At 69.7% G+C, this 26,152-nt stretch carries 22 protein-coding genes and 1 tRNA gene; 12 read left to right on the forward strand and 11 right to left on the reverse strand.

All coding sequences use genetic code 11. From position 1 onward, the window contains the following. Positions 1 to 45: 45 nt before the first annotated feature. The gene (locus AB0B33_RS28445) at positions 46 to 546 is read right to left on the reverse strand and encodes a MogA/MoaB family molybdenum cofactor biosynthesis protein (protein ID WP_086861534.1); all 501 of its coding nucleotides are present in this window, start codon (positions 544 to 546) and stop codon (positions 46 to 48) included. A 123-nt stretch (positions 547 to 669) separates the two neighbouring features. Here AB0B33_RS28445 and AB0B33_RS28450 point away from each other — a divergent pair, with 123 nt between their 5' ends. From AB0B33_RS28450 to AB0B33_RS28460, 3 genes are all read left to right on the forward strand, one after another. Continuing rightward, positions 670 to 1,731, forward strand: a complete 1,062-nt coding sequence (locus tag AB0B33_RS28450) for an NAD-dependent epimerase/dehydratase family protein (RefSeq protein WP_360777238.1) — start codon at positions 670 to 672, stop codon at positions 1,729 to 1,731. Between the two features lie 113 nt (positions 1,732 to 1,844). Continuing rightward, the gene (locus AB0B33_RS28455; protein ID WP_229907886.1) at positions 1,845 to 2,087 is read left to right on the forward strand and encodes a type II toxin-antitoxin system prevent-host-death family antitoxin; all 243 of its coding nucleotides are present in this window, start codon (positions 1,845 to 1,847) and stop codon (positions 2,085 to 2,087) included. Then, positions 2,084 to 2,344 (forward strand): Txe/YoeB family addiction module toxin, encoded by a 261-nt coding sequence (locus AB0B33_RS28460; protein ID WP_360777240.1) that lies wholly within the window; start codon positions 2,084 to 2,086, stop codon positions 2,342 to 2,344. The genes AB0B33_RS28455 and AB0B33_RS28460 overlap by 4 nt, the downstream gene beginning before the upstream one ends. Before the next feature lies 1 nt (position 2,345). On the opposite strand, the gene AB0B33_RS28465 is transcribed toward AB0B33_RS28460, so the two are convergent. From AB0B33_RS28465 to AB0B33_RS28475, 3 genes are read right to left on the reverse strand one after another with little or no spacing between them, the layout of a single operon-like run. Further along, positions 2,346 to 3,395 carry a HAMP domain-containing sensor histidine kinase gene (locus tag AB0B33_RS28465; protein ID WP_247018190.1) on the reverse strand — a complete coding sequence of 350 codons (1,050 nt, stop codon included), beginning with the start codon at positions 3,393 to 3,395 and terminating at the stop codon, positions 2,346 to 2,348. Then, positions 3,392 to 4,093, reverse strand: coding sequence for a response regulator transcription factor (locus AB0B33_RS28470; protein WP_360777243.1), 702 nt, complete (start codon positions 4,091 to 4,093; stop codon positions 3,392 to 3,394). Before AB0B33_RS28470 ends, AB0B33_RS28465 begins: the two co-directional genes overlap by 4 nt. A 10-nt stretch (positions 4,094 to 4,103) precedes the next feature. Next, positions 4,104 to 5,504, reverse strand: coding sequence for a hypothetical protein (locus AB0B33_RS28475; protein ID WP_360777245.1), 1,401 nt, complete (start codon positions 5,502 to 5,504; stop codon positions 4,104 to 4,106). A gap of 159 nt (positions 5,505 to 5,663) precedes the next feature. Between AB0B33_RS28475 and AB0B33_RS28480 the strand changes: the two genes are divergently transcribed. The 5 genes from AB0B33_RS28480 to AB0B33_RS28500 are packed head-to-tail and all read left to right on the forward strand — an operon-like array spanning position 5,664 to position 9,400. Beyond that, a complete protein-coding gene (locus AB0B33_RS28480) occupies positions 5,664 to 6,308 on the forward strand; it encodes a glycosyltransferase family 2 protein (protein WP_247025501.1) in 645 nt (214 codons plus the stop codon). Continuing rightward, entirely contained in the window at positions 6,305 to 6,985 is a 681-nt protein-coding gene (locus AB0B33_RS28485) for a DUF2064 domain-containing protein (RefSeq protein ID WP_360777247.1), read from the forward strand. The genes AB0B33_RS28480 and AB0B33_RS28485 overlap by 4 nt, the downstream gene beginning before the upstream one ends. Further along, positions 6,985 to 7,611, forward strand: a complete 627-nt coding sequence (locus tag AB0B33_RS28490) for a class I SAM-dependent methyltransferase (RefSeq protein ID WP_247018183.1) — start codon at positions 6,985 to 6,987, stop codon at positions 7,609 to 7,611. The genes AB0B33_RS28485 and AB0B33_RS28490 overlap by 1 nt, the downstream gene beginning before the upstream one ends. Continuing rightward, positions 7,608 to 8,729: a molybdopterin-dependent oxidoreductase gene (locus AB0B33_RS28495; RefSeq protein WP_360777249.1), complete on the forward strand. Its 1,122-nt coding sequence runs from the start codon at positions 7,608 to 7,610 to the stop codon at positions 8,727 to 8,729. Before AB0B33_RS28490 ends, AB0B33_RS28495 begins: the two co-directional genes overlap by 4 nt. After that, the gene (locus tag AB0B33_RS28500; protein WP_360777251.1) at positions 8,726 to 9,400 is read left to right on the forward strand and encodes a hypothetical protein; all 675 of its coding nucleotides are present in this window, start codon (positions 8,726 to 8,728) and stop codon (positions 9,398 to 9,400) included. Before AB0B33_RS28495 ends, AB0B33_RS28500 begins: the two co-directional genes overlap by 4 nt. A gap of 455 nt (positions 9,401 to 9,855) precedes the next feature. Here AB0B33_RS28500 and AB0B33_RS28505 read toward each other — a convergent pair whose 3' ends face one another. From AB0B33_RS28505 to AB0B33_RS28535, 7 genes are all read right to left on the reverse strand, one after another. Next, positions 9,856 to 11,274, reverse strand: coding sequence for a trypsin-like peptidase domain-containing protein (locus AB0B33_RS28505; protein WP_247018177.1), 1,419 nt, complete (start codon positions 11,272 to 11,274; stop codon positions 9,856 to 9,858). 73 nt (positions 11,275 to 11,347) lie between these two features. Continuing rightward, a complete protein-coding gene (galT, locus tag AB0B33_RS28510; protein ID WP_360777253.1) occupies positions 11,348 to 12,430 on the reverse strand; it encodes a galactose-1-phosphate uridylyltransferase in 1,083 nt (360 codons plus the stop codon). Continuing rightward, positions 12,427 to 13,227 carry a DeoR/GlpR family DNA-binding transcription regulator gene (locus tag AB0B33_RS28515; protein ID WP_247018173.1) on the reverse strand — a complete coding sequence of 267 codons (801 nt, stop codon included), beginning with the start codon at positions 13,225 to 13,227 and terminating at the stop codon, positions 12,427 to 12,429. The genes galT and AB0B33_RS28515 overlap by 4 nt, the downstream gene beginning before the upstream one ends. A 107-nt stretch (positions 13,228 to 13,334) precedes the next feature. Continuing rightward, positions 13,335 to 14,744 (reverse strand): HAMP domain-containing sensor histidine kinase, encoded by a 1,410-nt coding sequence (locus AB0B33_RS28520; protein ID WP_360777255.1) that lies wholly within the window; start codon positions 14,742 to 14,744, stop codon positions 13,335 to 13,337. Then, positions 14,741 to 15,433, reverse strand: coding sequence for a response regulator transcription factor (locus AB0B33_RS28525; RefSeq protein ID WP_247018169.1), 693 nt, complete (start codon positions 15,431 to 15,433; stop codon positions 14,741 to 14,743). The genes AB0B33_RS28520 and AB0B33_RS28525 overlap by 4 nt, the downstream gene beginning before the upstream one ends. Before the next feature lie 67 nt (positions 15,434 to 15,500). Next, positions 15,501 to 16,109: a TRIC cation channel family protein gene (locus tag AB0B33_RS28530; RefSeq protein WP_360777257.1), complete on the reverse strand. Its 609-nt coding sequence runs from the start codon at positions 16,107 to 16,109 to the stop codon at positions 15,501 to 15,503. Positions 16,110 to 16,113: 4 nt separating this feature from the next. Next, on the reverse strand, positions 16,114 to 16,767 hold the full coding sequence (locus AB0B33_RS28535) for a response regulator transcription factor (RefSeq protein ID WP_003087851.1): 654 nt from the start codon (positions 16,765 to 16,767) through the stop codon (positions 16,114 to 16,116). A 274-nt stretch (positions 16,768 to 17,041) separates the two neighbouring features. On the opposite strand from AB0B33_RS28535, the gene AB0B33_RS28540 reads away from it, so the two are divergent. The 4 genes from AB0B33_RS28540 to AB0B33_RS28555 all read left to right on the forward strand — a co-directional run bounded on the left by AB0B33_RS28540 (position 17,042) and on the right by AB0B33_RS28555 (position 26,116). Continuing rightward, positions 17,042 to 17,114: transfer RNA gene (locus AB0B33_RS28540), tRNA-Arg, on the forward strand. A gap of 253 nt (positions 17,115 to 17,367) precedes the next feature. After that, complete coding sequence (locus AB0B33_RS28545; protein WP_360777259.1) at positions 17,368 to 18,201, forward strand: hypothetical protein; 834 nt, start codon at positions 17,368 to 17,370, stop codon at positions 18,199 to 18,201. A gap of 2 nt (positions 18,202 to 18,203) precedes the next feature. Further along, positions 18,204 to 21,224, forward strand: coding sequence for an AAA family ATPase (locus tag AB0B33_RS28550; RefSeq protein WP_360777261.1), 3,021 nt, complete (start codon positions 18,204 to 18,206; stop codon positions 21,222 to 21,224). Then, positions 21,221 to 26,116 carry a hypothetical protein gene (locus tag AB0B33_RS28555; protein ID WP_360777263.1) on the forward strand — a complete coding sequence of 1,632 codons (4,896 nt, stop codon included), beginning with the start codon at positions 21,221 to 21,223 and terminating at the stop codon, positions 26,114 to 26,116. The genes AB0B33_RS28550 and AB0B33_RS28555 overlap by 4 nt, the downstream gene beginning before the upstream one ends. Positions 26,117 to 26,152: the final 36 nt, after the last annotated feature.

The following is a 26,152-nucleotide window of genomic DNA, read 5'->3' on the forward strand; positions in this document are numbered from 1 at the left end:
CAACTCCAGAGCGAACCCCGAGCGGCAGGCCCGCTCACCTGTGGATCAGACCTCTTCGAGGCCCGAAAGCTCGTCGATCACGTGCGGAACGAGCGAGGTCAGCGTCGCCATCCCGTCGCGCACCGCGGACCGCGACCCGGCCAGGTTGACCACGAGGGTGCTCCCCGAAACTCCGGCGAGCCCCCGCGAGATCCCGGCGTCGACCGCGCCGGCGGCGAGGCCGGACGCGCGGATCGCCTCGCTGATCCCCGGGATCGGGCGGTCGAGCACACCGGCGGTGGCGTCGGGCGTCCGGTCGCGCGGCAGCACCCCGGTGCCGCCGACGGTGATCACCAGGTCGGCGCCGCCGATCACGGCCGTGTTGAGCGCGTTGCGGATACCAGTGGTCTCGGCGTCGACGACCACCACACCGTCGACGATGAAGCCCGCTTCTTCGAGCAGCTCCGTGACGAGCGGGCCGCTGGTGTCCTCGTGCTCGCCGTGCGCCACGCGATCGTCCACGATGACCACGAGGGCCCGGCCCAGCCGTTGTGCACTCCGTTCCATGGCGCCCACCGTAGTCGGTTTCGGCCGTCCGGCGGCGGGAGGTGCCGGGTGAGTTCTGACGATCCGGTGACGTGGCCGCGCAGCCCTCGGCAAGGCCCCGTGCGGCCGCCTAGCGTGACCGGTGTGCGCGTACTGGTCACCGGCGGAGCCGGGTTCATCGGGTCACACATCGCCGACTTGCTCGCCGACGGCGGTGACGACGTCGTGGTGCTCGACAACCTGCTCCCGACGGCGCACGGCTCCCGCACGCCACCGGCGTACACCGGCAGGCACCGGTTCCTGCGCGGCGACGTCACCGACATCGAGATCGTCGCGGAACTGCTCGACGGCGCCGACGCGGTGTGCCACCAGGCGGCGGTGGTCGGGCACGGCATCGATCCGTCGGACGCGCCTTCGTACGCCCTGCACAACGACTACGGCACGGCGGTGCTGCTGGCCGCGATGCACGCGGCGGACGTGCGGAAGCTGGTGCTGGCGTCGTCGATGGTGGTCTACGGCGAAGGCCGCTACGCCTGCCCGGACCACGGCGTGGTGCCACCGTCGCCGCGCCGCGCGTCCGATGTGGACGCCGGCCGCTTCGAGCCGCGGTGCCCGTCCTGCGACACCGAGCTGGCGTGGCAGCTGGTGCCCGAGGACGCCCCGCTGAACCCCCGCAGCACGTACGCGGCGACGAAGCTCGCACAGGAGCACCTGGCCGGCGCCTGGGCCCGGCAAACGGGTGGCAGTGTCTGGGCGATGCGCTACCACAACGTCTACGGCCCGCGGATGCCGCAGAACACCCCGTACGCGGGGGTGGCGTCGCTGTTCCGGTCGTCACTGGTGCGCGGCGAGGCCCCGCGGGTCCTCGAGGACGGCGGTCAGCAGCGCGACTTCGTCCACGTCCACGACGTCGCCAGGGCGAACGTCCTGGCACTCAGGACACCCGGCCCGGAAGCCGACCTCACCCCGCTGAACATCTGCTCCGGCACCCCGCACACGGTCGGCGAACTGGCGGTGGAGCTGGCCCGCGCATGCGACGGCCCGGCCCCCCAGGTGGTCGGCGGCGCCCGCGCGGCCGACGTCCGCCACGTGGTGGCCGACCCCGCCCGCGCCCGCGAACTGCTGGGCTTCACCGCGGAAATCGGCTTCGAGAAGGGCATGACGGACTTCGCCACGGCGGAGCTGCGCGACCCGGTGTCTCCCTAGAGCCGGGCCAGGCGGGCCTTCGCGCCACGCATGGCCCAGATCACCCTTGCCAGCCCTCCCCTCATCGACGTACAGTATTCTGTACGTCGAAGGGAGGAGTGTCTGTGAAGACCATGAGCTACTCCGAGTCTCGCGCGAAGTACGCCGAGACGCTCGACTCCGTGGTCAACGACCGCGAAGAGGTCGTGATCACTCGCGCCGGGCACGAACCGGTCGTGATTGTTTCCCTTGACGACTACCAGTCGCTCAAGGAAACCGCCTATCTGCTTCGCAGCCCTGAGAACGCGCGACGTTTGATCACGGCAATCGAGCGGCTGGAGTCCGGCGGCGGGACACAGCACGAACTTGTGGAATGAAGCTGGTTTGGGACGAGCTCGCTCGGCATGACTACCTCTGGTGGCAGACCGAAGACCGGAAGGTTCTCAAGCGCATCAACGAACTGCTCGAGGATGTCCAGCGGAACGGCAACGAGGGTCTCGGCAAACCTGAACCCCTGAAGCACGGCTTCCAGGGTTACTGGTCACGCCGGATCACAGACGAGCACCGGCTCGTCCACAAGATTGCCGAAGACGAGATTCGCATCGCGGCCTGTCGCTATCACTACGGGAAGTAGTTCAGGACATCGCCAGCGGCAGCCGCACCTCGAACCGGCACCCCGGGCCGTGGTTGTGGACGCCGATCTTCCCACGGTGCGCCTCGACCAGGCCCTTGGTGATGGCCAGCCCGAGCCCGCCGCCGCTGGTCGTCCCGCCGCGTTCCGGTGTCCGTGCCTGCGTCCCGCGGAAAGCGACGTCGAATACGCGGGTGATCTCGTCGTCCGGGATGCCGCCGCACGAGTCGTCGACGGCGAGCAGGGCTTCGTCGCCGTCGACGCCGATCTGCACCGCGACCGTGCCGTCGGGTGGGGTGTGCCGGATCGCGTTGGAGACCAGGTTCCGCACGATCCGGGCCAGTTCCGGGTCGCTGCCGGTCACGACCGGCCAGGTCGAGGCGTTGGCGAGCACCCGCACGCGCTTCTGCTCGGCGACCGGGGACTGGGCGGCGACGGCGTCGCTGACGACGTCCCGCAGCGGCACCGCGGACATGGTGAGTTCGAGCGCGCCCGCCGTGATCCGGGAGAGTTCGAACAGGTCGCCGACCATCGCGGACAGCCGGGTGGTCTCGCCGGTGATCCGCTGGGCGTAGTCGGCGACCTCGTCGCGTTCGGACACCACGCCGTCGGCCAGCGCCTCGGCCATCGCCTGGATGCCGGCCAGCGGGCTGCGCAGGTCGTGGCTGATCCAGGCGACGAGCTCGCGGCGGGACGCCTCGGCCGCGCGTTCGCGATCGCGCGCTTCCCGCTCCCACACGCTGCGGCGTGCGACGGCCCGGCCGAAGGCGATCGCCGCGGGCACCGTGACCAGCGCGACGAGCAGGCAGACCAGCAGCATCGTGGTCAGCGCCGGGGTGAACATGAACCCGCTGATGCCGAGCACGCCGACCAGCGTGGCGACCACCGGGATCAGCACCAGCACGGTGAGCGTGGTGGCGAGCGAGCCGCGGCGTAGCACGTAGAGCACCACTCCGCCCAGCACGGCCACCGGGAGCGCGAAGAGCAACGCGACCGGCAGGATGTGCCAGATGTGAGCGACGATCTCGTCGAAGGACTCACCGGGTTCGATCACGGTTGCTCCCGGTCGTAGCGGTAGCCGACACCCCACACGGTCGCCACCCGGGCCGGCTTGGCCGGGTCGCGCTCGATCTTTTCGCGCAACCGTCGCACGTGGACGGTCACCGTGGACTGGTCGCCGAAGTCCCAGCCCCACACCTTCTCGAGCAGGTCCGCGCGCGAGTAGGCGACGCCGGGGTGGGCGAGGAAGAACGCCAGCAGGTCGAACTCCCGGGTGGTGAGCGGCAGTTCGCGGCCGGCGAGCGTCGCGGTGCGCGCGCTCATCTGCAGGCGCAGGTCGCCGTCCGCCAGTTCCGCGGCGGCCGGTTGCGGGCGCGGCATCCGCGCGCGGCGCAGCACGGAGGCGACGCGGAGGGCGAGTTCCTTGGGGCTGAACGGTTTCGTCACGTAGTCGTCGGCGCCGAGCTGGAGCCCGGCGATCCGGTTCTCCTCCTCGCCGAGCGCGGTGAGCATGACGATCGGCACCTGGCTGACCTGGCGCAGCCGCTTGCACACCTCGAGGCCGTTGATCCCCGGCATCATGACGTCGAGGACGACGAGGTCGGGCTCGTGGGCGGCGAACTTGGCCAGCCCTTCGGCGCCGTCGCCGGCCTGGTCGACGGTGAACCCGGCCACCTCCAGGTAGCGGCGGACGACGTCGCGGACCGTCTCGTCGTCGTCGACCACGAGCACCCGCCCGGCCTGATCGTTCATCACGTCTCCCTCACCAGCCGGTCAGCAGCAGGTGGTTGACCGCCAGGGCCGTCGCCGCCTGCGCGGCCAGCCACCACCGGCGTCCGGGCCGCGGCAGCAACGCCGTCAAGGGCAGCAACCACACCCCGAACGGTAGCCAGATCCGTTCCGTCTCCGCTTTCGACAGGCCCGAAACGTCGGCGAAGACGATGGTGAGCAGGGCGGCGAGCCCGAGGAGCAGCACCGGATCGGCGAGCAGGGCGCGACTGGGCCGCGCCCCCGCCAAGCCCCGCCGCAGCGCGGCGATCACCGCGGGGCCGAGGGCGGCGGACACCGCGGCCAGGTCCGCCCACACCCAGTACGAATAGGGCCGGACCAGCGCGACGCCCTGGTAGTAGCGCTCGACGACCAGGTGGTAGCCGTCGAGCCACCAGAAGCCCGCCCAGGCGAAGACGCCGACGACCGCCAGCGCGCCCGCGATCGCCAGGGCCGCCGCCCGCCACTGCCTGCCGAGGATGGCAACGGCCACCGCGAGCACGCCGAGCAGCACCAGGCCGTAGGAAAGGAAGATGCCGAAGCCGAGCAGGAGTCCCGCGGCCACGCCGACCGGAGCGGCGTACCGGCGGCCGCCGGTGAACCCGCGTGCGGACAACGCGAGCAGCGCCAGCCCGGTGGCGGTCACCCCGGCGAACATGCCGTCCGCGGACACGCCGATCCACACCGCGCCGGGCGTGAGGACGGCGAACGGCAGCATCGCGCGGGCGGCGTCGGCCCGGCCGAGCAGGGCGACCGTCGCGGGCACGGCGACCGCGACGAGGCTGCCGACGAGCACGACGGCCGTGGCCGCCCACGCGCCGCCGTGCAAGCCGATCCGGTCCAGCCAGACGAACACGAGCGTCGCGCCCGGCGGGTGGCCGGAGACGTGCGTCGTCCACGAATTCGGCTGGAAGTCGAGGATGCGGGAGGAGAACTCGCGCAGCATCCGGGGGATGTCGGTGATCCCGGGGACCTCGTGGAGGTACTCCTGCGGGATGGTGAGGTGTCCCGCGAACCCGCGTTGCCAGCCGTCGACCATGGTCAGCGAGAAGATCCAGGCGAGCGAAGCCAGGTAGCCCGCGGCCAGCGCGCGGCGCCGCGGCAGGCGGTCCGCCAGTGCCGGGCCCTGGAGCACCACGACCACGGCGATCAGCACGGCGAACACCGAGCCCGGGCCGACGTGCGGCAGCCAGTCGGCGAACAGCGGCGGCGACGAGACGAAGATGATCACGCCGGAGTTCGGCCGGTTGTAGTACAGGCCGACCGTGGTCGCTGCGGCGACGAGCGCCACCGCCGCCGCGACGGCGAGGAGGTCGGCGCGGCGCCCGGAGGCCGGGGCTTCGGGTTCACGGGCAGGAGGCTCGGCGAGCCGGGCTGCCGAATTCGGCTCACTCATCGCCGCCCAGCCTAAGTCAGCCGGCGGCCGTCCGCGTTCTCGCGACGGCATCCGTAACGACGCGGTAAGAAGTCGTCACACGTCATGATTCAGTAAGGGGCGCAAGGCTTTTGCGCGGTCCATCCTGGACTTACGGTCGGCGCCGTGACTGACTCAGGAGTGGACGTCGTCCTCCCTTGCCTCGACGAAGCCGGCGCGCTGCCCGGCGTACTGGCCGGCCTGCCCACGGGCTACCGCGCGATCGTGGTCGACAACGGTTCCGCCGACGGCTCGCCCGAAGTGGCGGCCTCGCTCGGCGCGAAGGTCGTCCACGAACCGCGCCGCGGCTACGGCGCGGCCGTGCACGCGGGCCTGGAAGCCGCCACCGCGGACATCGTGTGCTTCGCCGACGCCGACGGATCCCTCGACCTCGGCGACCTGCCGCGGCTGGTGACCGCGGTCCGCGACGGCGCCGACCTCGCTGTCGGCCGCCGGGTGCCGACCGGCCCCGGGGTGTGGCCGTGGCACGCGAGGGCGGGCAACGTCGTGCTGGCGCTGTTGCTGCGCACCCGCGGGCTGCCGGTGCGGGACATCGCGCCCCTGCGCGCCGCGGACCGGCGAGCGCTGCTCGGGCTCGACGTCACGGACCGGGCGTTCGGCTATCCCCTGGAGCTGCTGATCAAGGCGCAGCGCGCCGACTGGCGGGTGCGCGAGTTCGACGTCCGCTACGGCGAACGCGCCAAGGGCACCAAGTCGAAGGTCTCCGGTTCGGTGCGGGGCACGCTGCGCGCGGTCCGCGACTTCGGGCGGGTGCTGGCCCGATGACACCGTTCGTCCTGCTGGTCGTGGCCAAGGCGCCCGTGCCGGGCCTCGCCAAGACCCGGCTCTGCCCGCCGGCGACACCGGCCCAGTCGGCGGAGATCGCCGCGGCGGCGCTGCTCGACACCCTCGACGCCGTCTGCGCGGTGCCCGGCGCCGCTCCCGTCGTCGCGATGACCGGCGACCTCGGCGCCGCCGCCCGGGCCGCCGAAATCGGCCTGGCGCTGCGGCGCGCCACCGTCATCCCGCAGCGGGGCTGGGACTTCGGCGCCCGGCTGGCCAACGCGCACGCCGACGTCGCCGCGGTGCACGCCGGCCTGCCCGTCCTGCAGATCGGCATGGACACGCCGCAGGTCACGCCGGAGTCCCTCGCCGCCGCCATCGCCCCGATCCGGCACGGCGGCCGCGACTCGGTGCTCGGCCCGGCCGCGGATGGCGGCTGGTGGGCGCTGGGCCTGGCCGACCCCCGGCACGCGCAAGTCCTCGCGGGCGTCCCGATGTCCCGTGACGACACCGGTGAACGCACGTTGCGCGCGCTCGGCGAATGCGGCCTGCGGCCGGCGAAGGCCGCCCTGCTGTCCGATGTGGACACCATGGCGGACGCTCGTGCGGTCGCGGCGGCGTGCCCGGCCGGCCGGTTCGCCCGCGCCGTCGCGGCCGTCGGCGGACGGGCGGTCGCGTGATGCCGGCCCTCGCCGGGCACGAGTTCGACCTCGGCCTGCTCGGCCACCGCTGCTGGCTGGAGCTGACGACCGGCGAGCGGATCGAGCTGCCGGTCGAACGCTGGACAGAGCCATCCGAAGGCGACGACGTCCTGCTCGACGCCTGCGCCGGCCCGACCATCGACCTCGGCTGCGGTCCGGGCCGGCTCACCGCGGCGCTGGCGAGCCGCGGGGTCGTCGCGCTGGGCGTGGACAGCTCGCGCACGGCGGTCGGCCTCACCCGTCGTCGCGGCGGGATGGCGTTGCACCGCAACGTGTTCGACCGTCTACCCGGCGAAGGCCGGTGGCGCCACGCCCTGCTCGCCGACGGCAACATCGGCATCGGCGGCGACCCGGCGACCCTGCTGCGGCGCACGGCGCGACTGCTCGCTCCCGGCGGCGACGTCCTCGTCGAATTGGAGCCGCCGGGCCACGGCCTGCGCCACGAGCGCGTCCGGCTGCGCCCGGGTCACGCCGACGTCGCCTGGTTCACCTGGGCCTGGGTCGGCGTCGACGCGATCGCCGCAGTCGCCGTCCGTGCCGGGCTGCGCGTCGACTGGACCACCCGCCACGGCCACCGCTGGTTCGCGCGATTGGAGCGACCGTGAAACTGCCGATCCCGAAGGAAGAACAGTTCCGGGCGCCGGCGCACGACGAGCGCGTGACGTCGAAGATCGGCCTGGCGCTCGCGATCACGTTCACGACGTGCTTCGTGACCGGGCTGATCAGCCACCTGATCCAGCACCCGCCGGGCTGGTTCTGGTGGCCCAGCCGCCCGGTCGGGCTCTACCGCGTCACGCAGGGGTTGCACGTGATCTCCGGCGTGGCGTCGATCCCGTTGCTGCTGGCGAAGTTGTGGAGCGTCTACCCGAAGCTGTTCGGCAGGCCGCTCGTCCGCTCGCTGCCGCACGCACTGGAGCGGCTGTCGATCCTGGTGCTCTCGGGGGCGGCGTTCTTCGAGCTGACGACCGGGTTGCTGAACGTGGCGCAGAACTACCCGTGGGGCTTCTACTTCCCGCAGGTGCACTACGCGGTGGCGTGGCTGGCGATCGGGTCGATCCTGGTGCACGTCGCGGTGAAGCTGCCGATCATCCGCCGCGCCCTGACCCGGACCACCACCGAGGAACCGCCGTCACCGCCCGGCGGCCTCTCCCGGCGCGGCTTCCTCCTCACCACCGGCCTGGCGACGGGCACCGCGGTCGTCGCCACCGCGGGCGCGACGGTCCCGTTCCTGCGCGGCGTTTCCGGCCTGGCCTGGAAGACGAGCAAAGGAACGCAGAACCTCCCGGTGAACCGCACCGCGGCGGCCGCGGGCATCAGGTGGTCTCCGACCTGGCGCCTCTCGGTGGTGACCCCACGCGGCACGACGACGTTCTCCCTCGACGAGCTGCGCGCCCTGCCGCAAGCGACGGCGGAACTCCCGATCGCGTGCGTGGAGGGCTGGAGCCAATCGGCCACCTGGCGCGGCATTTCCCTGCCCACGCTCCTGAAAGCCACCGGCGCCGCGCCCGGCACGGCGGTCCGAGTGTCCTCGATGGAGCATTCCGGGCTGTACAACGTCAGCACCCTCCCCGGCGAACACACGGCCGACGACCTGACGCTGCTGGCCTTGGAGCTGAACGGCGAGGTCCTCGACATCGACCACGGCTTCCCGTGCCGGATCATCGCCCCGAACCGCCCGGGCGTGCTGCAGACGAAGTGGGTCACGAAGCTGGAGGCACTGTGAAGACCGCCCGAGCCCTCCTCGCGCTACCGGGTCTCGCGGCCTTGGCGTGGGGCGTGGTGCTGTTCGCCGAGTACGCGCTCCCGATCCGCCCGGACGTAATCGCAACGGCCGGCTGGATAGTCGGCGGCCCCCTCCTCAACGACGGCGTGGTCGCGCCGTTGACGGCGGTGCTCGGCTTCGTGCTGAGCCGGATCGTGCCGCACCCGTGGAAAGCCCCGGTGGTAGCGGGCACGGTGATCACCGGAGTCCTGGCGATCGTGGCGTTCCCGCTGCTCTGGCGCCCCTACGGAACCCCACCCATGCCCGGCCTCCACGACGGCGACCCAGCCCTGGGCCTGGCCCTCACGGTGGCAGCAGTCTGGCTCGTAGTGGTCGCGACCGCCCTCGCCATCCGCGCTCGCCGCCCGGCAAGGCCCGCCACCTCGACGGCCACCCCAGCCACCCATGGCGACCCACCGCCGGCGAGCCCCGCCACCTCTCCTGGCAGGCCGCCCGAAGTGCCCCGCGCGGCCGAGCACCCCACCACGCCCGGCACGCCACCCGCACCGCCGGCCAGCCCTGCCGTCCCACCCGAGAAGGCGATCAACCCGCCCGGCACGCCAGCCGGGCCGAGCGAACACCCCGGCGCATCGGCCAGCCCGTCCGCCGCACCGGCCGATCCTCCCGGCTGATCGACCACTTCGCCGGCACCCCGGCCAAGCCCCTCAGCGGCCCGGCCACCCCTCGGGAGGGCACCAGCCCCGCCTGGCACGCCAGCCGCGCCAGGCGAACAACCTCGGCCCGTCCGAGAAGGCGACCAACCGGCCCAGCACGCCCACCACCCCGGCCGAGCAGCCCGGCACGCCAGCCACGTCCTCCGGCACCCCGGCCAGGCCCTTCAACGGCCCGGCCACCCAGCCCGGAACGACGCTCAGGCCGTCTGGCACACCAGCCGCGCCAAGCGAACACCCCAGCGCGCCGGGCACCCCGCCCGACCACCGCGCCTGACCCCGGCACAAATGCGGCCACGCGCGACCGGCATGAGATGCCTGGGTCGCGCGTGGCCTTGGGGGTCCGGCCCCGGGGTTCGGGGGTCGAGCCGAAGTTGGTCTCGGCCGCGCCAGGGCGGCCGAGCGTCTGGAAGGGATCAGTTGGCCGGGACCGGCTGGCCGCCGAGGGTCACCTCGACCGTGCGGCCGCCCGCGAGGGTGAAGGTCGCCTTCTCGTCCGGGGCGCGGGTGCGGACCGCCGCGACCAGCGTGTCGGCCGAGTCGATGGTGCGGTCGTCGATCTTCGTGACGACGTCACCTTCCTTGAGGCCGGCCTTCTCCGCCGGGCTGCCCGCGGTGATCGCGCCGAGCTGGGCGCCGCCCTGCGGGGCGTCCTTGACCTGGGCGCCGATGTAGGTCTGCACCGCCTGGCCGGTCTTGATGATCGTGTCCGCGGTGCGGCGGGCCTGGTCGATCGGGATGGCGAAGCCGATGCCGACGTTGCCGCCCTCGGACGCGCCCTGGCCCTGGCCGCCCTGTCCGGACTGCGGGCTGTAGATCGCCGAGTTGATCCCGATGACCTGCCCGGCCATGTTCGCCAGCGGGCCGCCCGAGTTGCCCGGGTTGATCGCCGCGTCGGTCTGGACGGCGTCCATCACCGTCGTCTGGTCGCCGCTGCTGCCGCCCGCGCGCACGGGGCGGTGCAGCGAGCTGACGATGCCCGAGGTGACCGTGCCGGCCAGCTCGAACGGCGAGCCGATGGCGACGACCGACTGGCCGACCCGCAGGTCGTCGGAGCGGCCGAGCTCCACCGGGGTCAGGTTGTTCACGCCGGTGACCTTGACGACCGCGATGTCGGTCGTCGGGTCGCGGCCGATGACCTTGGCCGGGGCCTTGCGGCCGTCCTGGAACACGGCCTGGATCTGTCCGCCGTTCGCGGCCACCTCGACGACGTGGTTGTTGGTCAGGATGTAGCCGTCGGTGCTGATGACGAACCCGGAGCCCTCGCCGGCCCCCTGCTGCCCGCTCACCTGCAGCTCGACGACGCTCGGCGACAGCTTCTGCGCCACGGACTCGACCGAGCCGGCCGGCGCGTTGCCCGTCTGCTGGGCCGGCTTCGGCGCGTCGAGCGCGTTGCTGGACGGGCCGGACGTGCCGCCGGTCAGGTAGCCGACCGCGCCGCCGGCGATGCCGCCGACCAGCAGCGCGACCAGCGCGACGCCGGCGAGCAGCTTCCCGCCGGACCGCTTCGGCTGCGCCGGGGCGGGCGTGGGGTAGGCGGACGTACCGGGCTGCGCGTACGGGTTCGCCGGTGGGTAGACGCTCTGCTGGGTCTGGCCGGGCGGCACCTGCGCACCCGGGGCGGACCAGGGGTTCGTGTTCTGCGCGCCGTACGACGGATCGGCCCCGGTCACCGCGTGGTAGGACGGCTCCGAGTACTGCGGCGCACCGCCGGACTCGGGCTTGGCCTGCTCACCGTACGGGCTCCCCGCCCAACCGCCCTGAGCGACCTGCTGGCCGGTCTCGGGCTGCCGCGGCGTCGCGGGGTCGTGCGTGCTGGGGTCGTTCTCGGTCATGTCATCACCTTGCGGGACGGTCCTGAGAGGTTCCTGAGCCGAACCTGTGCATCGGAGATGAGTATGGCCGGGATCAGCCCGCCGCGCGGAGCCGTTCCGCGATCTGCTCGGGCGTTGCGTCGTTGATCCAGACCGCCATGCCCGATTCGGACCCCGCCAGGTACTTCAGTTTGTCCTTCGCGCGCAGCACGGAGAACAGTTCCAGGTGGAGCCAGCCGAGTTCGCGGTCCTGGCGCACCGGCGCCTGGTGCCACGCCGCGATGTACGGCAGCGGCCGGTCGTACAGCGCGTCGCAGCGGCGCAGCACGTCCAGGTAGACGTCGGCGAAGTCGTCGCGCTCGGCGTCGGTCAGCGCGGGGATGTCCGCGACCTGCCGGTGCGGCACCACGTGCACCTCGACCGGCCAGCGGGCCGCCGGCGGCACGTACGCCGTCCAGTGCTCGCCGGACGCCACCACGCGCGCGCCGGACTTCTGTTCGGCGGCCAGCACGTCACCGAGCACCGGGCGCCCGTGCTCGGCCTGGTAGGCGCGGGCCACGTCGATCATCCGCGCGGTCTTCGGCGTGACGAACGGGTAGCCGTAGATCTGCCCGTGCGGGTGCGACAGCGTGACGCCGATTTCCTCACCGCGGTTCTCGAACGGGAAAACCTGTTCGACACCGGGCACTCCGGACAGCGCGGTCGTGCGGTCGGCCCAGGCGTCCACCACGGCCCGCACCTGCTTCGCGCTCAGCTTCGCGAACGAACCGTCGTGGTCGCTGGTGAAACAGACGACCTCGCAGCGCCCGCGGCCAGGCGCCACCGGCACCAGCCCGAGACCATCCACAGTGGACGGTTCACCGATGACGTCTTCGGCGAAGGACGGGAAGCGGTTCTCGAAGACGACGACGTCGTAGTCGCTTTCAGGGATCTCGCTCGGCTTGCCGGGCTTGCTCGGGCACAACGGGCACAGGTCCGCCGGCGGCTTGTAGGTCCGCGTCTGCCGGTGCGCGGCCATCGCGACCCATTCGCCGGTCAGCGGGTCCCGCCGGATCTCCGACGCGGCCGAAACCGGCGGCAGGTCACGGGTGTCCTCGGCGACGCGGTCGGGCGCGCCGGGCTGGTCGAAGTAGATGATCTCCCGGCCGTCGGCCAGGTGTCGTACCGTGCGCTTCACGCTTCTTGGGCCTCGTCCGTCTCCGCCGTCTCGGCGATCATGAGTTCTCCCGCCCGTTCGGCGAGCGTTTCCTTGGCCTCGTCCGGGATCCCGTCATCGGTGACGACGACGTCGGCCTCGTCCAGGTCGGCGATCGTGGAGATCCCGACGGTGCCCCACTTGGTGTGGTCGGCGAGCACGACCAGCTTGCGCCCGGCTTCGACCAGCGCGCGGTCGGTCTCGCTCTCGGTGAGGTTCGGCGTCGTGAACCCCGCCCCCTCGGCCATCCCGTGCACGCCGAGGAAGACGACGTCGAGGTGCAGCGACCGCAGGCTGTGCACGGCGACCGGCCCGACCAGCGCGTCCGACGGCGTCCGGACCCCGCCGGTGAGCACGACGGTGCGATCGGGCTGCGTCGAGCCGCGGAGCACGTCGGCGACCTGGATCGAGTTGGTCACGATGGTGAGCCCGGGAATGGCGTCGAGCGCTCGCGCCAGCGTCCACGTCGTGGTGCCGGCGGAGATGCCGATCGCGGTGCCGGGCCGCACGAGCGTCGCGGCGAGCTCGGCGATGGCTTCCTTCTGCGCGCGCTGGCGCACGGACTTCGCTTCGAACCCGGGTTCGTCGGTGCTCTTGCCGACGATCGAGGTGGCGCCGCCGTAGACCTTCTCGACCAGCCCGCGCCCGGCGAGCACGTCGAGGTCGCGGCGCACCGTCATGTCGGACACGCCCAGCCTGGTCACGAGGTCGCTGACCCGGACCGCGCCGGTCCGGCGTGCCTCTTCCAGGATCACCGCCTGTCGCTGACGCGCCAGCACCGTTCAACTCCGTCCCCGCCGAACACCAAGGCTTCAACCACACAAAATCCTACACGATTCAACACAGGATCTGGTGGTGAGCCACGGGTGAACTTTGGAGTCGCTGGTCAGCCGGGCGCCCCCGGCAGCCGAATCGTCATCAACGCGCCGCCCTCCGGCGCTTGCGAGGCGTACACCGCGCCGCCGTGGCGCTCCGCCGCGTGCTTCACGATCGCCAGGCCGAGCCCCGAGCCGGGCAGCGTTCGCGCCTCCGACGAGCGGTAGAAGCGGTCGAACACCTTGGGCAGGTCCTCCTCGGCGATGCCCGGTCCGGCGTCGGCCACCTCGACGACCGCCGTGCCGTCGCCGAGCGGGTACAGCCGCACCCAGACCGTCGACCCCGGCGGCGAGAACTTCACCGCGTTGTCGAGCAGGTTCAGCACCGCGCGCTCGATCGAGCTGTTGTCGCCGGTGAGCACCCACGGCTGCAGCGAGACGTCGAAGTTGATCTCGCCCGCGCGCCGCCGCGCCCGGTCGAGCGCCCGCTCGACGACGTCCAGCAGCTCGACGCGTTCGAAGCGCTCGCGCGGCTCGTCCTGGCGAGCGAGCTCGACGAGGTCGCCGATGAGCTGCGTCAGCTCGTCGAGCTGGCCGCTGATGTCCGCGACGATGTCGATCCGGTCCGCGTCCGGCAGCGGCGGCGCGCCCGGCTTGCTCGCGGCGAGCAGCAGCTCGAGGTTGGTGCGCAGCGACGTCAGCGGTGTCCGCAGCTCGTGGCCGGCGTCCGCGACGAGCTGGCGCTGGCGTGCCTGGGAGTCCGCGACCGTGCCGAGCATCGTGTTGAAGCTCGTGGTGAGGCGCGCGAGCTCGTCGTCCCCGCTGACCGGGATCGGCCGCAGGTCGCCGGTCTTGGCGACGCGCTCGGCCGCCAGGGTCAGCCGGTCGACCGGGCGCAGGCCGGTGCGCGCGACCGCGGTGCCCGCCGCGGCGGCGACCAGGATGCCGGCGCCGCCGATGAGGAACAGCACCAGCGCGAGCTCGTTCAGCGTGCGCTTGGTCGGCCCCATCGACTGCGCGAGCACGATGGCCTCGCCGTGCCCGGTCGGCAGCGCGACCACGCGGCTGTCGGTGCGGAAGTCGGTCCGCATCGACTCGGGCGAGTCGCCGTTCGCGACGGCCAGCTCCTCCTGGCCGAACGGCGGCGCCGAGCTCGACAGCGGGTAGGTCATCACGGCGTGCTGGACGTCCGGAGCCGCGTTGAGCTGCCCGATCTGCAGGTCGGCGCTGGCGAGGAACGCGCCGGGGACCTGCCGCAGCTCGGTCTGCACCTGCGGCGAGTCGGCGGCGGCCTGCGCGCGCGCCATCAAGCTGTCGTCGAGCTGCTGGTAGAGGTTGCTGCGGACGACCATGTACGCGCCGATCGACACCAGCGCGACGGCACCGGCGACACAGGCGGCGGCCAGCAGCGTCACCCGGCCGCGCAGGGAGAACCGGCGCGTCCCCCAGCGCGTGCCCCGGGGGTCGCCGGGCTCGGTCACGGCGGGGTTTCCCTCAGGACGTACCCCACCCCCCGCACCGTGTGGATCAGCCTCGGCTCCCCCTCGGCCTCCGTCTTGCGGCGCAAGTAGCCGACGTAGACCTCCAGCGCGTTGCCCGACGTCGGGAAGTCGTAACCCCATACTTCCTCCAGGATCCGGCCACGCGTGAGGACGTGCTTCGGGTAGGAAAGGAACAGTTCCAGCAGGGCGAACTCGGTCCGGGTCAGGCTGATCTCCCGCCCGCCGCGGCGGACCTCCCGCGTACCCGGGTCGAGGGTCAGATCCGCGAAGGACAGCATCTCCGAGGCCTGCCCGTTCCGCTCCTCCGGCGAAGCGCGGCGCAGCAGCGCCCGCAGCCGGGCGAGCAGCTCTTCGAGCGCGAACGGCTTCGGCAGGTAGTCGTCGGCGCCGGCGTCCAGGCCGGACACGCGGTCGGAGACGGTGTCGCGCGCGGTCAGCACGAGGATCGGCAGGTCGTCGCCGGTGCTGCGCAGGCGGCGGGCCACTTCGAGGCCGTCCAGCCGCGGCATCATGACGTCGAGGACCATGGCGTCCGGCCGGTCGGCGATGATCGCCTCCAGCGCCTGCGCACCGTCGCTGGCCAGCTGGACCTGGTAACCGTTGAACTCCAGGGACCGCCGAAGCGACTCACGGACGGCGCGGTCGTCGTCCACCACAAGGATGCGCATGGCGACAGTTTTACTCAGCGTGCTGAGACTCGCCTAAGAACACACACAGAACTGACAAAGAGAATGCTCACTCCGGTGCCCGCGCGACGGGGGCGTTCCAGTGCCGCCAGAGCGCGATCATCCGCACAGCGACCACAGCGGCGGCCGAAACGACGGTCACCGGCCCGGCCGGCAGTCGCAGAGCGTGACCGGCAGCGACGAGCACCGACCCGGCCAGCGCGGCCACGGCGTAGATCTCTTTCCGCAGGACGAGCGGTATTTCCCGGAGCAGGAGGTCCCGGACGGCCCCGCCCCCGATCCCGGTCGTCATCCCGATCAGGCACGCGGCGTACACGGTCGCGCCGGCGTCGATGGCGATGGTCGTCCCGGCGGTGGCGAAGACGCCGAGCCCGAGCGCGTCCGCGAGCAGAACGCCCCGCCGCAGCCGCGCGACCTGCGGGTGGAAGGCGAAGACGACGAGCGCGGTCCCGGCGCAGATGGCGAGGTAGGGCCAGTTCCGCAACGTCGTCGGCGGGTGGATGCCGAGCAGCACGTCCCGGATGACCCCACCCCCGAGCGCGGTGGTGAGCCCGACCACGACGACCCCGAAGACGTCGAGCCGCGCCCGCACGGCGGCGAGCGCCCCGGACGCGGCGAAGGCGACGAGCCCGACGAACTCCAGCGCCGTGAGCAGCATGGGTCTACTGGTCGAGCAGCCCACCGCGGTAGGCCAGCAGCGCGGCCTGCACCCGGTTCGCGGCCCCGATCTTGGAGAGCACGGCGGAGACGTACCCCTTGACGGTGGCTTCGGACAGGTGGAGCCGCCCCCCGATCTCGGCGTTGCTCAGCCCTTGGCCGATCAGCGCGACGACTTCACGTTCCCGTTCGGACAGCGAGGCGAGGAGCTTCCGCGCAGGCTGAGCGGCACGTTGTTCGTCCCGATGCGACTGGACCATCCGAGCGGCGACGCCGGGATCGAGGACGGCACCCCCTCGCGCGAGGTCCCGGACCGCCCGGAGGAGCGCCGCGGGATCGATGTCCTTGAGCAAGAAGCCGTTGGCCCCGAGCCGCAGCGCAAGGCTGACGTACTCGTCGATGTCGAAGGTGGTCAGCATGGCCACGGTGGGCGGATCGGGGAGCGCGAGGATGGCCCTGAGCGCGCGAATGCCGTCGTCAGGGGCCCGCATCTTGATGTCGAGCAGGGCAACGTCCGGGTGATATCGACGGGCGACCTCGACCGCGGATCTGCCGTCGGAGGCTTCGCCCACGATCTCGATGTCCTGGGCCCCGGACATCATCGCGCGCAGCCCCGAGCGCACCAGTTCCTCGTCGTCGGCGAACATGAGCTTGATCAACGAAGCCCTCCGCAACAGCCAGTAGGAGGCGGCTCCCCGCGTCCCGTTAACGAAGGTTACCTACTGTTGTTCAGCAGTTCGAAACCAGACACGACCAGGTGACCGACTGGTCCGTCCAGGTCAGGTGGGGTGGGCTGTCCGGCGGGGTGTAAGCGAGCTGTCGGCTGCGGGTAAGAACCACTCACCTGGGTGACGACGTAGGTCGTGTTGCTCCATCCGTGCCCCTGCTCTCGCAGGCCGCCCGGGCAAGCTAAGCTTGCGACGGCAGCAGCAGGCCCTCGTAGCTCAGGGGATAGAGCACCGCTCTCCTAAAGCGGGTGTCGCAGGTTCGAATCCTGCCGGGGGCACACCTCGGCGAGGTATGCCTGCGGAATTCCTAGGCATGCCTCGACCGTGGCACCCCAGGGGGAGTCGTGGCGATGCGCGGCCTGCCCAAGAACAGTTCTTTGATGGGAGCGTGCGGCTTCCATCGCGCTTGGGCTGGACGAAGGGCACGTGCTGACCGGTTGTGGCGACGTGACCTGTAACGCTGACGTTCGTTTCGCGACATAGGTGTCGGTAGACCTGTACCTCAACTTGGTGCCGACTCAAGGCGGAGTGATGGCTGACGTTGTCGCTATTCATGGAATCTTCATGAATCACAGCTCTCGACGAGATATGGAAACCAAGTGGCGCAACGCGATGATCCGCGGATTGCACAACGCTCGTTTTCCCGGCGCGGATTCTCTCACTTTCGAGTGCGCTTTCTACGGACACCTATACAACGATGGAAAATCGGTTGGTGATCGTACTTATCAAGCGGCTGACCTTGAGTCCGGACTGGAGCAGGAGCTCTTTATCGCCATTGCCGAAGCGACTGATGCGAACGATGAAGAAATCCATCGCGAAGGTGACTCGAAGTTGTGGCTGCCAAACCCGATTCAACGCGCGGTTCGCCGGATCGAACGACACAAGATCCTCGATGGAGTTTCCTCAAAGGTCATCGGCTTGGTGAAGCAGGTCGGCCGTTATTTCAAGGACGACGATTTTGCGGAAGCCGTGCGCGAGGAGCTGACACAGGCGATGTCGGAGATTCCTCGGGTACTGGTCGCGCACTCACTCGGCAGCATCATCGCGTACGACTGGCTGAGACGGCAGGAGCAGGCAGCCGTGCCCACACTGATCACCATCGGCTCGCCGCTGGGGTTCCGAGGCGTCCGTCGCGCACTGGACCCGCTGATGGACACCTCGCCCGCGGCGTGGCCCAAGGTCGAGACCTGGATCAACGTCGCCGCCGACGAGGACGCCGTCGCCATCGTGAAGAAGCTTGACGGTCTCTACGGCGGTCCGGTTGACGACCGGCTCGCGCACAACACCCGCATGGCCGCGCACAGTGCCGTGAAGTACTTGGAGAACGTCCACACGTCCAATGCGCTAAAAGCCGCCCTGGGCTGACCATGGCACACGGATACTTCTGTATATCTGCGGTCTCGTCTTACGTTCGCGAGGGAAACTTCCGCGGTCCCGAATTCAAGAACCTCACGCTGGTCCCGCACGAGGCCGAGACTGCTCGTCGAGCCTTTGTCGAATGTGGCCTTGTTGAGCGCCTTGTCGCGTCAAGTGGCGAGCTGAGTCATGAACAGCTTTGCCATCACCTCGACGAATGGGGTGACGCGTACGATGCGGATGATCCACCGGAGACTGGCTCCACAGTCGTCCTGTACGTTACCGGGCACGGCTTTGTCGACGAAACGGGTGTCTGGAGGCTGGTCCCTCCCGTCGTTGGACGCAACTCGCCCCGTCATTGGCTGAAGCCCGAGGAGCTGCTGGAACCGCTCCTGGGCCGCAAAGACGTAAAACAGGTACTTCTCATCCTCGACGCCTGCTTTGCACAGGACGGTGTCACGGAAGCAGTGGCGAAGTCGTGGAAGATAGCTCCCTCGCTGGGGTCGACGACCGACCTGTGGGTGATCGCCGCTGCTCGTCGGGAGGACGAGGCGCAGGAGATGGTGTTCATCTCGGCGTTCGTGGAGGCACTTCGCACTTGCGCGAAGCGGGAGATGGGCTGGCGCCACATCGATCCGTCGATCGTCACGGACATGGCGGCGGCGCTGCTGCGGGAACAGGGCGCGAAGCAGGTGCCGTGGGTGGCCGCCGGTTACCGGGCCGGTGGCTGCGAAGCACTTCCCAATCCAGAGTGGATGCCGCCTGACCCGCCCACGTGGATCGAACCGAGGTGGAGCGCGCAGTCCCGTGGGGTTAGCACGCCCACCGAGCCCGGCTACTACTTCACCGGTCGTGGCGCGGTTCTCCGGGACCTGTCGGATCATCTGGAGGGCAAGGGCGACGGCCGACCAGTACTGCTGGCCGGAGATGCGGGTGCGGGCAAAACCGCTGTGCTCGCAAGACTGTTGACGACCGCGACCGCGGACCAGCGACGAGCACTGCCGCTCGTGGCGCGTCGTGGGTTCCTGCCGGACAGCGATGCCGGCATGATCGCGGTGGACCTCGCTGGCATCGACGCCCAAGCAGCGCTCAGGGAACTCTCCCGGCTCTCCGGCTTTCCGGTTCCCGACGTGCCGCGTGACGCGGGGCCGCTCCGGCTGCTGCTCGACAACGTGGACCTGTCGGTCGATCCCACAGAGATGATCAGCATGCTGGTACAGCCGCTGGCGACTCTGAGCACGGTTCGGCTCGTCGTCACGAGCAGTCCGGTGTTCGCGCCCACCCTCGCCGAGTTTCGCCGCGTCGATCTGCGCGAGAGCGAGGCCGATATCGAGGCCTTCCTGCGCAAGCGGCTCCACTACGGCGGCGTGGCCGCGACCGAGCTCGGCGCCCTCGTGCGGTACTGCGCGGGCAACTTCTCCGCGGCGGTCAACGCCGTTGGCACGCTGCTCCGGGAGTCGAGAGCGGGCGGCTCATTGGGGGACGCCCAGCGGGAGGCCGCGCGCACAGCCCATCGTCACCTCGACCACCTGTGCCGAGCCACCATGGTCCGCGCCGGTCTCACTTCGCGTGATGCGGCTGACCTCGTCGCGTCCTTGTCCGCCGCCTGCTCGTATTCACCTGATGGCTGGTTGACGACGTCTCTCTGGGCGACAGTGGCTCGCCATGTGAACGGTGCGTCACACACCGAAGCCGAAGTGGAAGCCTGTGGCCGAGCGGCGTCTGCGTTCTTGACATCGAGAGAAGCGGAAGGCGGAGGACGCTCGTGGCGGCCGCGGTACGAGCACGAGCAGCTCGGTTCCGACCCGACCCCGGACGAAGTGGTTGAGTACCTGCTCGCCGAGCTTCGCGATCCAGAAAGCCCTTCGTGGACCGCGGACGTCGGTGCGCTGGCGATCCTGCTCGGCGCGGCGGCGCATGCGAACGGCCGGTTCGAAGCGTTGCTGGATGACGCACAACTACTACTGGCGGCCCCGGTGCCGCTGGTGAACCGTGCGTTGAGGGCAGTGCGAGCACGTGTCGACGGGAGGCGGCGAATCGCCGCATGGGTGATCCCAGCCGCCGGCTCATTGCCCGAGCGTGCGTTTCTTCTTGGCCTTCGTGCGAGGAGGAACGGCTTGGCGAAGCTCGCCGAGAGCGCCGCGAGAATGGCGCCGCCGGTTATGTGGGCAGTCCGCACGCCGTCCCAGACGACGCGGATGGCGCTCGCCGGAGGTCCTGCCGATTCGACCATCGTGACTGCGCACGACGATGGTTCTGTCAGGTGGTGGGACAGTTCGGAAGGGACCGAGTCGGGCTCCTGGGCGGGAACGGGCGTGGCCGTCGTCGACTTGGCCGCGGCGCACACGGCGGAAGGACTGGTGACGGTGGCCGTCACGGATGACCGGCGAGTTCGCTGCTGGGGGCCCGACACAGAGGACTCGCCACGCCTCCTCAGCGGGGCGACCTCGACGGCGGTTCACGCCAGCGGCTTGGTCGCACTCGTCGACGACCGCGACGTCCGACTCATCGACGTGGTGACAGACCGTCCTGACAGGAATTTCGCTCTCGCGGAACCAGTGGACTGCGCAGGTATCGGCGGCGCGCCCGCGAGCCCGTTGCTCTGGCTGGTGGATCGTGGTGGCCGTGTGTGGCAGTCGGACCCGATGGCGGATCGTCAGCCCGCGGTCAGGAGTCTCGGCCTGCCGCCGTTGTTGATGGCAGTGTCACCCGACAGCGGAACCTCGCTCGTCGTCGACGTTCACAGCGGCCTCACCTGGATCGCTCAGGCGTCCGCCACGGTGCAAATGAAGGTCACTGGGATCGACGTAGCCGCCCTCACGGATCGGTTGTTGGTCGTAGGTGGCGGTGGTGGCGGCATCGAGGGGTGGTTCGCGTTTGTCGAGCCGGCCGAAGGCGGTCCGCGAACGCGCTGGCCGTTGGACGGACCTCCGGTGGGTCTTGCGCTGGCCGGAAATTCCGTCGTGGTCGCCACCGCTGCAGGCCTGGCGGCCATCAACTTTCCCGCAGAGACGGAAGCAGGTGGGTCATGACTGAGTGGCCAGGCACGGCGAGCCGGGATCTCACCCTGGCCTACCTCGCGATGTTGACCGCGGTTGCGACTGGCCCCGGACCCGTTGATCCGGCACGGATCGCGGTGTTCGGCAAAGAAGGTCTGGTCGCGATCCTGGACGAACTTCGCCGGGGCGAGCGGTTCCTCGGCATCCCCGAGTGGTTGGTAAGCACCGGCGAGTCCGGACTGCAGCTGATCCTGGACGCGGCGACCGCAGTGGACGAGGACACGACCGGATCAGTGCCCGCGGAGCTCGCCCGCCTGCTCGGAGCCGAGATGATCGACGATCTTCTGAGCCTATACACAGGGCTGGAAGCGTCCGGCAGCGAGGTGATACCGTCAACGCCCACCGTCGTCCTAGCGACGGAGACTGGTCAGTACCTGGCCACGTCGCTGTGGCCGAGTAGCGCTCCGGTCGCCCAACACTCGTGGTTCCAAAGCATTACGACGGACCACACGGCCGCCGTTCGTGAGGCCTTGTCCCCGTTCGAGTCCTTGGCGTCCAGCGAGATCCAGTCCGATTTCGACGCGGGTCACGTCTGGCCGCCGCAAGTACCTGGTCGGCCCGTGCTCGATCTGCAGCACGCATTGGCCGCGTTGGCTCACGTGGCAGAGATCCAGGTACCCGCGGGTTTGCTCGCTGTCGGCGACAGCTGCGACGACGGGGCGTTTCACGCGCTGACCGAGACGGAAGCCGCCGCCTGCGCCGCGGCCGTGGCCCACCTCTCCTGCGATCTCCTGATGCCCACCGCCGAAGGGTGGACGCTCGCCCGAGCAAATGGGACGACGTCGACGGTCGCGGACTCAGCACGTGGCCTGGACACCGCTGCCAAACTCGTCTGGGGCGAGGAATGGGCATCGTGGAAACGGGAACAGCACCGTTCCGAACTGGCGCTGCTGGGTTGGGTTCCCACCTCCTGGAGAGATGCTCCACCGAACCAGCTCGTTCCCGACACCGACGTCAGTCAGGTCGGGGCCCTGTTCACGATGTTCCACGAAGGGCGCAAGTTCGCGGTCCTCGGCGGGACGAGGAGCAGCGGCAAGAGCGCGATCGTGCGTCGGTTCGCCGTCCGTCTCGACAAGCAACGACGGTCGCCATTGGTGCAGGTCATCGCGAGCGTCACCGGTGAGTTGCCCAGCTCGCAGGTCGCGCTCAGGGGTTGCAAGCACGCGCTCGCCCTGGAGGAGCCCCAACCTGGGCAACGCCGGGTGCTCGTCCTGGAAGACCTGCGACCCGTCGGCAGCGGTGACGTCGACAGCCTCCTGCCGCGGTTGTCCGAGCAGTTGGGAGTGTCAGTTCTCGCCGTTCTCCGGTACGACCCGAACTCCAACGAGGAGTGGCAGACAGATCATCTGAACGTGGTCACCGCCGCGGTTGGCCGACCGGGTCTGCGCGAGTTCGTGAGGCAGCTGTGTGAAGCACATCCTGTCTTGAACAAAGACGCCGGCCTGGCAGAGCTGAAGCGACCACACGCCACCCGGGACGTCCACCGGCTGATTCAGATCATGCTGGGCGCCCCGGCGGACCAGAACAACGCCGAGCCTGAACAAGATTCCGCCTTGGCCACGTGGTTCCGTTCACTGGATGACGCAGGTCGATCCGCAGTGGCGACGATCGCGGCGTGCAGCCTCGCAAACGGTGCTGTCGGGTCCTCGGTGATCGAGGTGCTCGCGAAGGAGGACCTGGCTCGCCTCGGGATTCAGCCCAATGCGGACGGTACGCGGTGGTTCGTCGCGAGCCCGGACGACTGCAGGGCCGTGCTCGTCGCACACCAGGACTCCCAGGCAGCAGAGGGCGCTCCGGAGCAGTCACGTCGGCGCACGGCCATTCTGCTCGACGCGACGATGGTCGACCTCCTCCTCCCGTACTTGCTGGAGCGGTGCAGGGCGGGCTCCGCCGAGGTCTTGCCCTACCTGAAGGGGAGCAGGCTGTACCGCAACGCCTTGTGCGCCATGCTGGTGCGCCGGGCGTGGGCTGAAGGCGCGCTGGGCCAGTGGATCCAGCAGTCACCTCCCGCACGCATCGCCGAGCTGCTGGTCTCCCTCAACGTGTGGCTCGGCACCGAAGTCTTCAGACGGGCCATCACCACGATGGTGGATCGCATCGAGGCGCAAGCGGAAATGTCCAGTCTTCAAGACACGCTCTTCGTCTTGCGCTGCCTGCGTGACAACCTGTCCGAGATCACGCCCCGGTGGCGCTCGATCAGCAGCTGGATCCAGGATCAGGTCAGCGCCATGTTGACGGCGGATTCCGGCAGCCCTAACGAGCGCTTCGCGGTGTTACACCAGGTCGAAAGGTTCCGCGACCCAGCGTTGCAGGAGGTGATCGCCGACAGGGCAATCGAGGTTTTACCAGGTCTGGATCCCGCTCGCGCGGATGACTACAACATCGTCCGGAGCGTGTGCGGGCTGCAGAACCGTGCTCAGCGCACACTCGGGTGGCAGCAGTGGACCATTCCCGTCGACCAGGAGGAAGTTGTCCAGGGCCTGCTCACCGGAGAGCCTCCGGAGACCGCGGGCCTGCGCACCGTGGTCGCCTGGCTCAGCCTGCGGCGCTACTTCAAGCAAACCACATGGGAAGAACTGCTTGACACCCACGAGGAGAGATTCGCCCCGGCGATGCGGTACACGACGCCGCAGGAGTTCAGCACGACGCTGGACGAGTTGCACGCCTTCGGCCCCGCCTACTCATTTGCCTTGCTCATGCGAGCTTTCCGGCGTGACGCCCGGCGACGCGTGCAAGAAGTCAACATGTTCGCCGAGGCCATCCGGAAAATGCTGCGGGACTCCTCGCCGATCGAGGCCGCAAACCTCATCAGCAGCGTCTACAATTCGCACTCGAGCTGCGCGCGCGATCTTCTCTATGCCAGACCGGGTGTGCCGGACAAGAAGCTCGCGAGCCTGCTGGCCGCGAGGGTGAACAGCATGATGGACACCAAGGGTGCCGGAATGCTGTTGTCCTCCGCCCACATCGTCGACGACATGTACGTCGTCGACTCCCTGGGTTTCGCTCACTGCTTCGGTGAACTGCTGGGGCAGGAGAACGCGCTGAAGTTGTTGCGCGAGGATCCACGGTTGTCACTGAAGTACTACCTGCTCAAAGGGCTCTGGGATGCCCAGGTGCCGTTCCGGCGAGACTGCCTCGCGGCCGCCAGGGACGTCGTCGTGGAGGCCGTCACGACCGGGCGCAAATCCTGGGGACCGAGATTGGCGCTCCAGATCGGCGCCGACGCGGACATGGGGCAGGAATTCCTGCTGGACCTCCGGGAACACGTGGAGCTGAAACACGTCCTCGCCGGCATGGAGCCCTACGCGTCACCAGAAGCTCAGGCGGAGTTCCACCGACTCGGCCGTGCTCTGTACCCGGAAGCCGCAGACCGCTACCTGAACGGGTTCCAGGTCGATGCGTTTCTCGCACAGCTGGCCGGCGCGACACCCACCTACGCGGTCGAGTGCTGCCGGCAGGCGGCGAGAACCCTGGCAGATGCCGACTACCACGACGGCGGCAGGGACATCGTCGTGGCAGCCGACCGCGTGCTGGACGAGCAGGACGCTTGGGCGAACAGGCTGGCTCGCACGAGGACCGGGGAGCAACTTGCCCAAACTCTCAACATCCTGATGGACATCGATCATCAGACCGCTCGCGCGGCGGTCGCCGCGATGGGTCACCGCGTCCGGGATGAGGACGAGAAGAGTGAGTCGAGCCTCCTGCTCTGGAAGGCACGACACGCGATCCTCGACTCCCCGACGGCAACGACGAGCTTGTTGAAGTCGCTGGAGCTGGCCGATTCAGGTCTCGGAAACCTCATCTACAAGCACCTGATGCGGGACAACACGCTGTCGAACGTTTTCACCTTCGAGCTGAAGCTGATCCAGTCCGCTCGCGCGCAGTTCGTGGCGGCGAGCCAGCTCTCGTTCGTCGGTGTGCGGCCAGGGCAGGAGAAGACCGAGTGGATGACACAGGTTTTCAACGCCAAGTTGGGCTTCGTGCCAATTCTGGGCAATCCCCAGGTTCTGACGGACCTCATCAAGATGCTGGCGATCTGGCGCGAGAGCTGGGGAGACCGTGCGGTCCGCGCGATCGATCATGGGAAAGTCCTTGCCAGACTGCGACTCGCCTTGGCCCGCGATGTGGCGCCTGCCATCGAACTGGCGGCACTCGCCTACGAGTTCGGTGACTCCGCCGGCAGCACCGCGATCATCGACGCCCTGTTCGAGATCGACCCGGCCCGAATCGTGCGTGAAGCAGATCTTCGCAAGGCGTGCACGCTGATGAACGTGGCTCGCTCGCAGGGCCGTCCGCAGGTTGCCGAGCTCGCGGCGGCGATCGACGACGCGATCGATTTAAGGTTGGACCAAGCCGTTGTGCTGGACGAGCAGCGACAGTGGATGGAGATCGGCCACGCTTGTCACGCGCTCACCGACGCTCAATTTCCGGTGACCGCGGCGAACGCACCGCACACGGCACCGAACATGGCGCACCACGCGGCAGTGGTGTGGGGCTTACACGGTCTGCCGACCTCGTCCTGGCGGCGGCGTTTCCTCGACATCGCGGCCGGACGCCAGTTCAGACGTCAGCCACACGACAACCTCTCGAGATTCAGCGGTCTTGCCACCGCCGTCCAACTCGGTCGGCCGGAGGCGTTCGGCCAGTTCGCCGATCCTTCCACGATTGGGCATTTGTCCTTTCGTCAGCTTCGCGTCCTGCACGAACTAGCCGAGTCGCAGCCGGCTTTGGCTGCTCTGCTGGCACCGTGCGAACCCGGGATCCTCACCAGACTCGCTGAGCCCACCGCCCGCGTCGACTGGGACGCGCGTTGCCTGAACAGGTCCCTCGAAAGGCTGCGGAGAGAAGGAGAAGCAACCTTGTGAGGCCGGGCTGCAGACTGCGGGCCAACCCGTCCGCGG

The sequence above is a fragment of the Amycolatopsis sp. NPDC049159 genome (genome assembly GCF_040648295.1).
Classification (GTDB): domain Bacteria; phylum Actinomycetota; class Actinomycetes; order Mycobacteriales; family Pseudonocardiaceae; genus Amycolatopsis; species Amycolatopsis pretoriensis_A.